Consider the following 12,877-nt stretch of genomic DNA (forward strand, 5'->3'; position numbering starts at 1 on the left):
GATCCGATCCTCGCTGATCACCCCGACAGACTCTTTCCCACCCATCGGAAGGTAGAGCGTGTCCTCTTCCATCTCCGCGCCCGAGGGCATCATCAACCCGCCGATCGACGAGCTCCTCGAGGCCACCGACTCGAAGTACAGCCTCGTGATCTACGCGGCCAAGCGGGCCCGCCAGATCAACGCGTACTACTCGCAGCTCGGCGAGGGCCTCCTCGAGTACGTCGGTCCCCTCGTCGACACCCACGTCCACGAGAAGCCGCTCTCGATCGCCCTCCGCGAGATCAACGCGGGGCTGCTCACGTCCGAGGCCGTCGAGGGCCCGGCGCAGTAAGTAGCGTTTCCAGCTTCATGCTGACTTTTCCACAGGCCCGGCAGGTCGACTGCCGGGCCTGTGGTGTGTCATGGAGTCGTACGTTGTGCCGGTTGCCGAGGTCCGGGGAGAAGCGGTGGACAAGCCGAAGGTCGTTCTGGGGGTCAGTGGCGGCATCGCCGCGTACAAGGCCTGTGAGCTGCTGCGGCGGCTGACGGAGTCGGGCCATGACGTGCGCGTGGTGCCCACGGCCTCCGCGCTGCACTTCGTAGGCGCCGCCACGTGGTCCGCGCTCTCCGGGCACCCGGTCTCCACCGAGGTGTGGGACGACGTCCACGAGGTCCCGCACGTCCGCATCGGACAGCATGCCGACCTGGTCGTCGTCGCCCCGGCCACGGCCGACATGCTCGCCAAGGCGGCCCACGGTCTCGCCGACGACCTGCTCACCAACACCCTGCTCACCGCCCGCTGCCCGGTCGTCTTCGCCCCCGCCATGCACACGGAGATGTGGGAGCACCCGGCCACCCAGGAGAACGTGGCGACGCTGCGCCGCCGCGGTGCCCTCGTCATCGAGCCGGCCGTGGGCCGTCTCACCGGCGTCGACACCGGCAAGGGCCGGCTGCCCGACCCGGGTGAGATCTTCGAGGTGTGCCGCCGGGTGCTGGCCCGTGGCGTGACCGAGCCGGACCTCAAGGGCCGGCATGTCGTGGTCAGCGCGGGCGGCACCCGCGAGCCCCTGGACCCGGTCCGCTTCCTGGGCAACCGCTCCTCCGGCAAGCAGGGCTACGCCCTCGCCCGCACCGCGGTCGCCCGCGGCGCCCGCGTCACACTGATCGCGGCCAACAGCACCCTGCCGGACCCGGCCGGGGTGGACGTCGTCCCCGTCGGTACGGCCACGCACCTGCGCGAGGCGGTGCTGAAAGCCGCCGCCGACGCCGACGCCGTGGTCATGGCGGCAGCGGTGGCGGACTTCCGTCCGGTGACCTACGCGGCCGGGAAGATCAAGAAGAAGGACGACCAGGAGCCGGAGCCGATCGCCCTGGTGCGGAATCCGGACATCCTCGCGGAGATCTCCACCGACCGGGTTCGCCCCGGACAGGTGATCGTCGGCTTCGCCGCGGAGACGGACGACGTGCTCGCCAACGGCCGCGCCAAACTGAAGCGCAAGGGCTGTGATCTGCTGGTGGTGAACGAGGTCGGGGAGCGCAAGACCTTCGGTTCCGAGGAGAACGAAGCCGTGGTGCTCGGCACCGACGGCAGCGAGACCGGGGTGCCGTACGGGCCCAAGGAAGCCCTGGCGGAGACCGTGTGGGACCTGGTGGCCGGGCGCCTCGGCTGATGTCTCAGTCGCCCTGCGCCTCTGCCGAAACCCGGCCGATCGGGGCGTGGCGCCTCTGGCCAACGGCGCTCGCGATTGGGCAGAATGCCCGTGCCGCAGGTCACAGCACTCCCGAGTGGCGAGACAGGGGGGCCGTGGCCGAAGCGTGACCCGTAAACTGTTCCACGGACGGCGCGAGGTGCAGCCCTCGCCGTCCGCCAATGATCAGACAGCAGCCGCTGCAACCCCAGGGAGCGTTGTGTCCCGTCGCCTGTTCACCTCGGAGTCCGTGACCGAGGGTCACCCTGACAAGATCGCTGACCAGATCAGCGACACCATTCTCGACGCGTTGCTCCGCGAGGACCCGACCTCTCGGGTCGCCGTCGAAACCCTGATCACGACCGGCCTGGTGCACGTGGCCGGCGAGGTCACGACCAAGACGTACGCGGACATCGCGACGCTGGTCCGGAACAAGATCCTCGAAATCGGCTACGACTCCTCGAAGAAGGGCTTCGACGGCGCCTCCTGCGGCGTCTCGGTGTCGATCGGCGCACAGTCCCCGGACATCGCCCAGGGTGTCGACACGGCGTACGAGTCCCGTGTCGAGGGCGACGAGGACGAGCTCGACAAGCAGGGCGCGGGCGACCAGGGCCTGATGTTCGGCTACGCGACGGACGAGACCCCGACGCTGATGCCGCTGCCGATCTTCCTGGCCCACCGCCTGTCCAATCGCCTGTCCGAGGTGCGCAAGAACGGCACCATCCCCTACCTGCGCCCGGACGGCAAGACCCAGGTCACCATCGAGTACGACGGCGACAAGGCGGTCCGCCTGGACACCGTCGTGGTCTCCTCCCAGCACGCCTCCGACATCGACCTGGACTCGCTGCTGGCTCCGGACATCAAGGAGTTCGTCGTCGAGCCGGAGCTGAAGGCGCTCCTGGACGAGGGCATCAAGCTCGACACGGAGAACTACCGTCTCCTGGTCAACCCCACCGGCCGCTTCGAGATCGGCGGCCCGATGGGCGACGCCGGCCTGACCGGCCGCAAGATCATCATCGACACCTACGGCGGCATGGCCCGCCACGGCGGCGGTGCCTTCTCCGGCAAGGACCCGTCCAAGGTCGACCGCTCCGCGGCGTACGCGATGCGCTGGGTCGCGAAGAACGTGGTCGCCGCGGGTCTCGCCACCCGCTGCGAGGTCCAGGTCGCGTACGCGATCGGCAAGGCCGAGCCGGTGGGCCTGTTCGTCGAGACCTTCGGCACCGCCAAGATCGACACGGAGAAGATCGAGAAGGCGATCGACGAGGTCTTCGACCTCCGCCCGGCCGCCATCATCCGCGACCTCGACCTGCTCCGCCCGATCTACGCCCAGACCGCGGCGTACGGCCACTTCGGCCGTGAGCTTCCCGAGTTCACTTGGGAGCGGGCGGACCGTGTGGACGCGCTGCGCAAGGCGGCGGGCCTGTAGGTCCGACGCTCTAACGGCACCGAATGAGGCCCGGCACCCTTCGGGGGGCCGGGCCTCGTCGTACCTCCGGGGGCGTCGCCGGGGCCGCCGGTTGTCAGTGGTGTTTGGTAAGAATGCAAGCGTGAGCAGCGAGAACGGACAGGCGGACGGCGGTGCGGAGGGTGCGCCGCCCGAGCAGCTCGCGCTCATCCGGGAGAGCGTGCGGAAGGCCAAGACGCCCCGGGCGAAGCCGCGGACCTGGCGGGGAGCCGCGCTCGCCAAGGAGCTGCCTGTCGCGCGCGTCCTCGTCGACAAGGGCGTGCTCCATCTCGACCGGTACTTCGACTATGCCGTGCCCGAGGAGCTGGACGCCGAGGCCCAGCCGGGCGTGCGGGTGCGGGTGCGGTTCGGGGCCGGGCGGCACCGGGTGCGGGACGGGCGGCGCGAAGGCGGCGGGCTGATCGACGGGTTCCTCGTCGAGCGACTGGCCGAGTCCGAATACTCCGGGCCGCTGGCCGCCCTCGCTCAGGTCGTGTCGCCCGAGCGGGTGCTGAGCGGGGAACTGCTGGGGCTGGCCCGGGCGGTCGCCGACCGGTACGCGGGCAGCCTCGCGGACGTCCTGCAACTCGCCGTACCACCGCGTAACGCGCGCGCCGAGCAGCGCGCCTCTCCCACCCCCCTGCCGCCGCCCCCGGCCCCCGAGGCGGGATCCTGGCAGCGGTACGACCGGGGAGCGGCCTTCGTGGAGTCCCTGGCGTCCGGCGGTGCGCCACGGGCCGTGTGGAACGCGCTGCCGGGGCCGCGGTGGAGCGAGGAGCTGGCCCGGGCCGTCGCGGCGACGCTGGCGTCCGGGCGCGGGGCGCTCGTCGTCCTGCCCGACGGACGGGCCGTCGCGCGGGCCGACGCCGCGCTGACCTCCCTGCTCGGGGAGGGGCGGCACGCGGTGCTCACCGCCGACGCGGGGCCCGAGAAGCGGTACGCGCAGTGGCTCGCGGTGCGGCGCGGATCCGTACGGGCCGTGATCGGGACCCGGGCCGCGATGTTCGCACCGGTCCAGGACCTCGGGCTCGTGGCCCTCTGGGACGACGGGGACGACAGTCACAGCGAACAGCACGCCCCGCAGCCGCATGCGCGTGAGGTGCTTCTGCTGCGGGCCGCCCAGGACAAGTGCGGCTTCCTGCTGGGCAGCTGGGGCTGCACCGTGGAGGCCGCCCAGCTCGTCGAGAGCGGGTGGGCCCGGCCGCTGGTCGCCGGGCGGGAGCAGGTCCGGGGAGCCGCCCCGCTCGTGCGCACCGTGGGGGACGGGGACCTCGCTCGGGACGAGGCCGCCCGGGCCGCCCGGCTGCCTAGCCTCGCCTGGCAGGCCGTCAGGGACGGCTTGCGGCACGGCCCGGTGCTGGTGCAGGTGCCCCGGCGGGGATACGTGCCGCGCATGGCGTGCGCCAACTGCCGGGCGCCCGCGCGGTGCCGGCACTGCTCCGGGCCGATGGAGACGCGGGACGGCGGTGCCCTGTGCTGCGCGTGGTGCGGCCGCGAGGAGAGCGGCTGGCACTGCCCGGAGTGCGGTGCCTTCCGGCTGCGCGCCTCGGTGGTGGGGGCGCGGCGGACCGCCGAGGAACTCGGGCGCGCCTTCCCCGCGGTTCCGGTGCGGACCTCGGGGCGTGAACACGTGCTCGACACGGTCCCGGGGGCGCCCGCGCTGGTGGTGAGCACGCCGGGGGCCGAACCGGTCGCCGAGGGCGGGTATGCGGCGGCGCTGCTGCTGGACGGCTGGGCCATGCTCGGGCGGCCCGACCTGAGGGCCGGGGAGGACGCGCTGCGGCGATGGATCGCCGCCGGGGCACTCGTCCGGCCCCAGTCCGCCGGCGGGACGGTGGTGGTCGTCGCCGAGCCGACGCTGCGCCCCGTCCAGGCGCTCGTACGGTGGGATCCCGTCGGTCACGCGGTGCGGGAACTCGCCGAGCGGGCCGAGCTGGGGTTTCCGCCGGTGTCGCGGATGGCGGCCGTGTCGGGGCCGGCGGAGGCGGTGGCCGAGTTTCTTCGTACGGCCGGACTGCCGCCGGAAGCCGAGGTGCTGGGGCCGGTGCCGTTGCCCGTCCCCGCCGCGGGGCGACCGCGGCGGGTGGGGGCGCCGCCGCCCGGGGAGCGGTGGGAGCGCGCGTTGCTGCGGGTGCCGCCGGGGAAGGGGGCCGCGCTGGCCGCCGCGCTCAAGGCCGCGCAGGCCGCGCGGATGGCTCGGGGGGGCGGGAGTGGGGCCGGCGTCTGGGTGCGGATCGACCCGGCTGACATCGGGTGAGCCGTGGAGCGGGTGAGCTGCCGCACCAGATCCGGCGGGGCGTCGCCCGGATGTGCGGCTGCCCTCCCGAAGGCGTCCCGGGAGGGCAGGGCAAGGGGCGGTTCAGCCGTTGCGCGGGCCGGGGAACGCCGTCGGCCGTGCCTCGTCGCGGAGTGCGGGGCTGCCTGCCGTCGGCTGTGTGGGCATGGAGCGGGCCGCGGGGACCGTCGGGACCGTGGGCAGGCCGGTGGGCATGCTGACCGTGCGACTGGCCGTCGGCTCCGGTGTGCGCTCCGGCTCGGCCGCGGCCGACTGGGCCGTGGCCGCGGCACGGCGTGCGCCGTAACGGCGGTGCACCGCCTGTTTGGTGACTCCGAGCGCGGAGCCCACCGCGTCCCAGGAGAAGCCGAGTGAGCGGTCGAAGTCCACGGCCGCGGTGACCAGGGTCTCGACACTGTCCCGCAGCTCCTGGGCGAGACGTACCGTCGGGGCGGGGGCGCGTCCGTAGACGACGAAGCCCGTGGCGGGGCCGGAGCGGCGCGGGCGGTAGACATTGCCCAACTGGGCGGTGAGTGTGCGCAGTGCGTCCACCTGCCGGCGGACCCGCTCGATGTCCCGCACCAGCAAGTGCAGGCTGGCCCGAGCCTGGGCGTCGTGGGTTGCGTGGTCGGCCATGAACAAGCCTCTCGAACCGGCGTTGAAAGGAATGGGCCGTGATCACGGCCCGTTGTGGTCAACTCTGTCTTGACCAACGCGGATTCGCTCCGCGGGTCACGGTGTGGGGGCGTGGGGGCATATGCGTGCGCCTGTGCGCCGGGGGAGTGCGCCTCGGCCTGCAGCCTCGGTTTGTCTCCCACCCGCGCACCACCCGTAACAGCCAACCAAGAGGCTGAGCTCTCCCGTGGGGGCCGGGCGCCGTCGGCGGCCTTCCGTCGTGTGGCTCATAGACTGGTGTGCTGCCCGTCGTTCATCCCCGCCCGAGAGGCCCCCACCACCCCATGAAGCTCGTCTTCGCCGGTACACCCGAGGTCGCCGTTCCCGCTCTGGACGCTCTTCTCGCCTCCGGGCGGCACGAGGTGGCCGCCGTCGTCACGCGGCCCGACGCGCCGGCCGGGCGCGGGCGCAGGCTGGTCGCGTCGCCCGTCGCCGAGCGGGCGGAGGAGGCCGGGATCGAGGTGCTGAAGCCCGCGAAGCCGAAGGACCCCGAGTTCCTGGAGCGGCTGCGGGAGATCGCGCCGGACTGCTGTCCCGTCGTCGCGTACGGGGCGCTGCTGCCCCGTGTCGCCCTCGACGTCCCCGCCCAGGGCTGGGTCAATCTGCACTTCTCCCTGCTGCCGGCCTGGCGCGGGGCCGCGCCCGTGCAGCACGCCATCATGGCCGGCGACGAGATCACCGGGGCTTCCACGTTCCTGATCGAGGAGGGGCTCGACTCGGGGCCGGTGTACGGGACGGTGACCGAGGAGATCCGGGCCACCGACACCAGCGGGGACCTGCTGACGCGGCTCGCCTTCGCCGGTGCCGGGCTGCTCGCGGCGACCATGGACGGCATCGAGGACGGCACGCTGAAGGCCGTACCGCAGCCGGCCGAGGGGGTCAGCCTGGCCCCGAAGGTCAACGTCGAGGACGCCCACCTCGACTGGGGCGCTCCCGCGCTGCGCGTCGACCGGATGGTACGAGGCTGCACCCCGGCTCCGGGCGCCTGGACCACCTTCCGCGGTGAGCGGCTCAAGCTCATCCAGGTCGCCCCCGTGCCCGACCGGGCGGGCCTCGCCCCCGGGCAGATCTCCGTAGCGAAGAACAACGTGTACGTCGGCACCGGTTCGCACGGTGTCGAGCTGCTGTGGGTGCAGGCCCAGGGCAAGAAGCCGATGAGGGCGGCGGACTGGGCGCGCGGCGTGCGGATCGGCGAGGGGGAGCGGCTCGGGGGCTGATGCCCCGCTCCATGCGGCGTAGGCTGGACGGCGCACTTCTTCTCACACCCGGAGCACATTTTTCGTGAGCGAACAGCCCCGTCGGCCCCGCACGTCCGGCAAGCCCTACCGTCGGCCCAAGAAGGACCCCGTCCGCATCCTCGCCTTCGAGGCGCTGAGGGCCGTGGACGAGCGGGACGCCTACGCCAACCTCGTTTTGCCGCCGTTGTTGCGCAAAGCGCGGGAGAACGAGGGACCCGAGAAGTTCGACGCGCGGGACGCGGCGCTCGCCACCGAGCTGGTGTACGGGACGCTGCGGTGGCAAGGGACGTACGACGCGGTCATCGCGACCTGCGTGGACCGGCCGCTCGGGGACGTCGACCCGCCGGTGCTGGACGTGCTGAGCCTCGGTGCGCACCAGTTGCTCGGGACGCGGATCCCGACCCACGCGGCCGTGTCCGCCACCGTCGAACTCGCGCGCGTCGTGCTCGGCGACGGACGGGCCAAGTTCGTCAACGCCGTGCTGCGGAAGATCGCGCAGGACGATCTGGACGGCTGGCTGGAGCGGGTCGCGCCTCCCTACGACGAGGATCCCGAGGACAACCTCGCCGTCGTCCACTCGCATCCGCGGTGGGTCGTCTCCGCGCTGTGGGACTCCCTCGGCGGCGGGCGCGCCGGGATCGAGGAGTTGCTGCGCGCCGACAACGAGCGGCCCGAGGTGACCCTGGTGGCGCGGCCCGGGCGGGCCACCGCCGAGGAACTGCTCGGTGAGGACGCCGCGGTGCCGGGGCGCTGGTCGCCGTATGCCGTGCGGCTGACCGAGGGCGGCGAGCCGGGCGCCATCGAGGCCGTCCGGGACGGGCGCGCGGGTGTGCAGGACGAGGGCAGCCAGCTCGTGGCGATCGCCCTCGCCAACGCGCCGTTGGAGGGGCCCGACCGGCGGTGGCTGGACGGGTGCGCGGGGCCCGGCGGCAAGGCCGCGCTGCTCGGCGCCCTGGCCGCCGAACGGGGTGCGATGCTGCTCGCCTCCGAGAAGCAGCCGCACCGGGCCGGGCTCGTGGCCAACGCGCTGGACGGCAATCCAGGGCCGTATCAGGTGATCGCCGCGGACGGGACCCGTCCGGCGTGGCGGTCCGGCAGCTTCGACCGGGTCCTGGTCGATGTGCCGTGCACCGGTCTCGGTGCCCTGCGGCGCCGCCCCGAGGCACGCTGGCGGCGCCGGCCCAGCGACCTGGAGGGGTTCGCGCCGTTGCAGCGCGGGCTCCTGCGCACCGCCCTGGAGTCGGTGCGGGTCGGCGGTGTCGTGGGCTACGCGACGTGCTCGCCGCACCTCGCCGAGACCCGGGCCGTGGTCGCCGATGTGCTCAAGCAGATCCCGGACACCGACCTCGTCGACGCGCGGCCGCTGCTGCCCGGCGTACCGGAGCTGGGCGACGGACCCGACGTGCAGCTGTGGCCGCATGTGCACGGGACCGATGCCATGTACCTGGCACTCATTCGCCGGACCGGCTGACCCCCGCTTGGACACTCTCCCGGTTCGCCGCACCGCCGTCCTCCCTGGCCAGCCGGTGCGGCCACCACACCTTCGGTCCCACGTCCAGGAACAGCGACGTCACCAGGACCGAACGCACGATGAACGTGTCGATGAGGACGCCGAGGGCGACCGCGAAGCCGATCTCGGCGAAGGCGACCATCGGGAGGGTGCCGAGGGCGGCGAACGTGCCGGCCAGCACCAGCCCCGCGGAGGTGATGACCGCGCCGGTGGCGGCGAGCCCCGTGACCACGCCCCGTCTGGTGCCCTGGCGGGCCGCCTCCTCGCGGATGCGAGTGGTGAGGAAGATGTTGTAGTCGATGCCCAGGGCGACCAGGAAGACGAAGACGAACAGCGGGAAGTCGGTCGCCTCGCCCGCGTAGTCGAAGACGTACCGGAAGGCCAGCGCGCTGAGGCCGAGCGCCGCAGCGAACGACAGGATCACCGTGCCGACCAGCAGCAACGGGGCGATCAGGGCGCGCAGCAGGGCACAGAGGATCAGCAGGACGACCAGCAACACCAGCGGGATGATCAGCACGTTGTCGTGCGTGGTCGCCTTGTCCATGTCGAGCAGGGCCGCCGTACCGCCGCCCACCTGGGCGTCGGCGCCCGGCACTCCGTGCACGGCGTCCCGGACCCGCTCCACCGTCTGTTTGGCGGCCTCGCTGTCCGCCGGGGCGGTCATGGTGGCCTCGAAGAGGACCTTGCCCTCGTAGATCGGTTTGGTGCCCGGCGGCAGTCCCAGAGACGTCGGGACCACGCCTTGCGTCTCCGCGACCGCGCGGCCCACCTGCTCGGCCTGCGCCCGGTTGCTCACGATGACCAGGGGATCGCCGCTGCCCGCCGGGAAGTAGCGCGCCGACACCTCCTGGCCCGTGATCGAGTCCGGTTTCCCGGTGAACGCGTCCGCGTTGCTGATGCCCTCCGCGCGCAGTTGGACCAGGCCCAGTGAGCAGACCGCCAGGGCCAGCGCCGTCACGGCCCAGGTGATCCGGGGGCGCCCGGCGATACGGCGGCCCGTGCGCGCCCAGATGCCGCGCTCGGTCGGGTCGGGGCTGCCGTAGTGCGGGATCGCCGGCCAGAAGATCCACCGACCGCAGACCACCAGCAGGGCCGGGAACAGGCTCATCATCGCCAGCAGGGCGACGGCGACGCCGATCGCGGCGACCGGGCCCAGGCCGCTCGTGGAGTTCATCTCGGCGGCCAGCAGCACCAGCATGCTCAGGACGACCGTCGCGCCGGAGGCGAGCACGGCCGGGCCGGCCCGGTGCAGTGCCAGGGCCATCGCCTCGTGCCGGTCCTCGTGCCGGCGCAACTCCTCCCGGTAGCGGGCGACCAGCAACAGGGCGTAGTCCGTCCCCGCGCCGAAGACGAGCACCGTGAGGATGCCGGCGCTCTGGCCGTTGACCGTCAGGCCCGCGTGCTCGGCCAGCAGGTAGATCAGTGCCTGGGAGGTGAACAGCGCGCAGACCACCGCGATCAGCGGCACCACCAGCAGGGTCAGGCTGCGATACGTGATGAGCAGCATGACGATGACGACGACCATCGCCGAGAACAGCAGCGTCGAGTCGATGCCCTCGAAGGCCTCGGCGAAGTCCGCGGAGGTGCCGCCCGGGCCGGTGATGTGCACGGCCAGACCGCCGCCGCCCTCGCCGACGTCGTCCCTGATGGAGTCGACGGCGGGTGAGATCCGCTCCCAGCCCTGCTCGTCCATCGTGATCGGCACCAGGACCTGCGCGGCCCGCGGGTCGACCTGCCGGTCGTAGACCGGCCCGCGCGTCTCCGCGCCCCGGATGCCGTGGTCCCGCAGCTCCTTGAGCTGTCCTACGTCCTCGGCGATCTGCGCCCGGTCCCGGTCCGTCAGCCCGCTGTCGCGGGCGTAGATCACGACCGCCGGGATCTGCTCCGGCCGGAAGTCCTCGGAGATCTCCAGCACCTGCGTCGACTCCGCGGACCCCGGCAGCCAGGACGCCGCGTCGTTGTCCTGGGCATCGGTGAGCTTCATCGCGAACGGTGCCGCCACGAACAGCACGACCAGCCACAACACCAGCACCAGCCACTTGGCCCGCCGCCCGCAGACGAGATGCCCGATACCGCGGTTGCTCGTCATGCGGACCTCCGCACCGATGCCCTGAAGGGGCGCGGGGCCGTGACATGTGCGGCTCCGCCGCGTGGGCGCGACCAGCCACACACGACCCGCGGCCGACGAGAACCGCCAGTCCCGGGACCCCCACCGCCCAAGCCCAGCGCAGCGCATAGGCTTAGGCCATGGCCGCGCAGATCAACCCCAGCATCCTGTCCGCCGACTTCGCTCGCCTCGCGGACGAGGCGAAGGCGGTGGAGGGAGCCGACTGGCTCCACGTCGACGTCATGGACAACCATTTCGTCCCGAACCTCACGCTAGGGGTGCCGGTCGTAGAGTCGCTCGCCCGTGCGACGGACACTCCGCTGGACTGCCATCTGATGATCGAGGCCCCCGATCGGTGGGCGCCCCAGTACGTGGAAGCGGGGGCCGGTTCCGTCACCTTCCACGTCGAGGCGGCCGCCGCTCCGGTCCGGCTCGCCCGGGAGATCCGCGCCAAGGGCGCCCGCGCCTCCATGGCGCTGAAGCCCGCGACCCCCATCGAGCCGTACGAGGACCTGCTCCCCGAGCTCGACATGCTGCTGATCATGACGGTGGAACCGGGCTTCGGGGGACAGGCCTTTCTCGACATCATGCTTCCGAAGATTCGCCGCACCCGCGAGTTGATCAGCAAGCACGGTCTGGAACTCTGGCTCCAGGTCGACGGCGGAGTTTCGGCTTCCACCATCGAGCGGTGCGCCGACGCCGGAGCCGATGTCTTCGTGGCCGGATCGGCGGTCTACGGGGCAAAAGACCCGGCCGAGGCGGTACGTGCACTACGCACGCAGGCTGAGGCGACGACGGCCAAGGCATCCTGGGCCTGCGACCACTGAGCCACAGCAAAGTGAACGGCTCCGATCAGGGCTGATCAAGTGCGCCGGATCTGCAAGGATGAACGGCGAATCCAGAGTGTGAACAGCAGTGAGGAGATCGCCGTGTCGGGTATGTCGGCGGGCCGGTCAGCCATGCGGATGGGACCCGCTGAGCTGGTGCAGGCGGCGGCCATGGCCCGCCGCTTCTACCTAGAGGGCAAGTCCAAGATCCAGATCGCGGAGGAGTTCGGCGTCAGCCGCTTCAAGGTGGCCCGGGTCCTGGAGACCGCCCTCGAACGGGATCTCGTGCGTATCGAGATCCGTGTGCCGGCCGAACTGGACGCCGAGCGCTCGGACGCGCTCCGTGCCCGCTACGGCCTCAGGCACGCTGTCGTGGTCGAGTCCCCGGCCGAGGCCGAGGAGACACCGGACCCCGAGAACCTGGGAGAAGTGGCCGCCGACCTGCTCGGCGAACTGGTCAACGAAGGTGATGTGCTGGGACTGGCCTGGGGCCGTTCCACGATCCACATGGCGGCGGCGCTCGACCGCCTGCCGCCGTGCACGGTGGTGCAGCTGACGGGCGTGTACGACGCCGGGACCGCCGAGCGCGGCTCGGTCGAGGCCGTACGCCGCGCCGCCCAGGTGTCCGGGGGCGACGCCCACCCCATCTACGCACCGATGCTGCTGCCCGACGCGGCCACGGCCACCGCACTGCGCAACCAGACGGGGATCGCACGGGCGTTCGAGCACTTCGACAAGGTCACCGTCGCCTGCGTCTCCATCGGATCCTGGGAGCCGGGCATCTCCACGGTGCACGACATGCTCAGTGACGAGGAGCGCTCCCACTACGCCTCCCTCGGTGTCGCCGCGGAGATGTCCGCGCACCTCTTCGACGCCGAGGGCCGCAGGGTCGGCCGGGACCTGGGCGAGCGGTGCATCACGGTCAAGACCCACCAGCTCCGCCGCGTCCCCGAGGTCGTCGCGATCGCGGGCGGGCAGCGCAAGGGACCCGCGATCGACGCGGTGCTGCGGTCCGGGCTGGTCACCAGCCTGGTCACGGACACGTCTGCCGCGGACTACCTGATGACGGCGGGCCCGGCGCCCAGGTCCGCGCTCAACAGGACCGATCCGGACGGGGTCTGACGAGTGGTG

Annotated in this window: 10 protein-coding genes; 8 read left to right on the forward strand and 2 right to left on the reverse strand. The window is 72.3% G+C overall.

The features are described from left to right. Window positions 1-58 precede the first annotated feature (58 nt). From rpoZ to OG542_RS33625, 4 genes are all read left to right on the forward strand, one after another. Window positions 59-331 carry a DNA-directed RNA polymerase subunit omega gene (gene rpoZ, locus OG542_RS33610; protein WP_003988945.1) on the forward strand — a complete coding sequence of 91 codons (273 nt, stop codon included), beginning with the start codon at window positions 59-61 and terminating at the stop codon, window positions 329-331. Between the two features lie 115 nt (window positions 332-446). After that, on the forward strand, window positions 447-1,649 hold the full coding sequence (gene coaBC, locus OG542_RS33615; protein ID WP_328418212.1) for a bifunctional phosphopantothenoylcysteine decarboxylase/phosphopantothenate--cysteine ligase CoaBC: 1,203 nt from the start codon (window positions 447-449) through the stop codon (window positions 1,647-1,649). Window positions 1,650-1,887: 238 nt separating this feature from the next. Next, window positions 1,888-3,096 carry a methionine adenosyltransferase gene (gene metK, locus OG542_RS33620; protein WP_193480190.1) on the forward strand — a complete coding sequence of 403 codons (1,209 nt, stop codon included), beginning with the start codon at window positions 1,888-1,890 and terminating at the stop codon, window positions 3,094-3,096. 121 nt (window positions 3,097-3,217) lie between these two features. After that, complete coding sequence (locus tag OG542_RS33625; protein ID WP_328415744.1) at window positions 3,218-5,371, forward strand: primosomal protein N'; 2,154 nt, start codon at window positions 3,218-3,220, stop codon at window positions 5,369-5,371. A gap of 102 nt (window positions 5,372-5,473) precedes the next feature. Here the strand turns inward: OG542_RS33625 and OG542_RS33630 are convergent, their stop codons facing one another. Next, window positions 5,474-6,025, reverse strand: a complete 552-nt coding sequence (locus OG542_RS33630) for a hypothetical protein (protein ID WP_328415746.1) — start codon at window positions 6,023-6,025, stop codon at window positions 5,474-5,476. A gap of 323 nt (window positions 6,026-6,348) precedes the next feature. Here OG542_RS33630 and fmt point away from each other — a divergent pair, with 323 nt between their 5' ends. Together fmt and OG542_RS33640 are read left to right on the forward strand one after the other, a co-directional pair. Further along, on the forward strand, window positions 6,349-7,281 hold the full coding sequence (fmt, locus tag OG542_RS33635; RefSeq protein WP_328415748.1) for a methionyl-tRNA formyltransferase: 933 nt from the start codon (window positions 6,349-6,351) through the stop codon (window positions 7,279-7,281). 64 nt (window positions 7,282-7,345) lie between these two features. Next, window positions 7,346-8,773 carry an RsmB/NOP family class I SAM-dependent RNA methyltransferase gene (locus tag OG542_RS33640; RefSeq protein WP_328415750.1) on the forward strand — a complete coding sequence of 476 codons (1,428 nt, stop codon included), beginning with the start codon at window positions 7,346-7,348 and terminating at the stop codon, window positions 8,771-8,773. On the opposite strand, the gene OG542_RS33645 is transcribed toward OG542_RS33640, so the two are convergent. Beyond that, window positions 8,754-10,901, reverse strand: a complete 2,148-nt coding sequence (locus OG542_RS33645; RefSeq protein WP_328415752.1) for an MMPL family transporter — start codon at window positions 10,899-10,901, stop codon at window positions 8,754-8,756. The two genes, OG542_RS33640 and OG542_RS33645, sit on opposite strands and share 20 nt — an antisense overlap. Window positions 10,902-11,059: 158 nt before the next feature. On the opposite strand from OG542_RS33645, the gene rpe reads away from it, so the two are divergent. Together rpe and OG542_RS33655 are read left to right on the forward strand one after the other, a co-directional pair. Beyond that, window positions 11,060-11,746, forward strand: coding sequence for a ribulose-phosphate 3-epimerase (rpe, locus tag OG542_RS33650; RefSeq protein ID WP_189726416.1), 687 nt, complete (start codon window positions 11,060-11,062; stop codon window positions 11,744-11,746). 78 nt (window positions 11,747-11,824) lie between these two features. Then, complete coding sequence (locus OG542_RS33655; protein WP_261679906.1) at window positions 11,825-12,868, forward strand: sugar-binding transcriptional regulator; 1,044 nt, start codon at window positions 11,825-11,827, stop codon at window positions 12,866-12,868. Window positions 12,869-12,877 lie beyond the last annotated feature (9 nt).

The sequence above is a fragment of the Streptomyces violaceus genome (assembly GCF_036014075.1).
Taxonomy (GTDB): domain Bacteria; phylum Actinomycetota; class Actinomycetes; order Streptomycetales; family Streptomycetaceae; genus Streptomyces; species Streptomyces violaceus.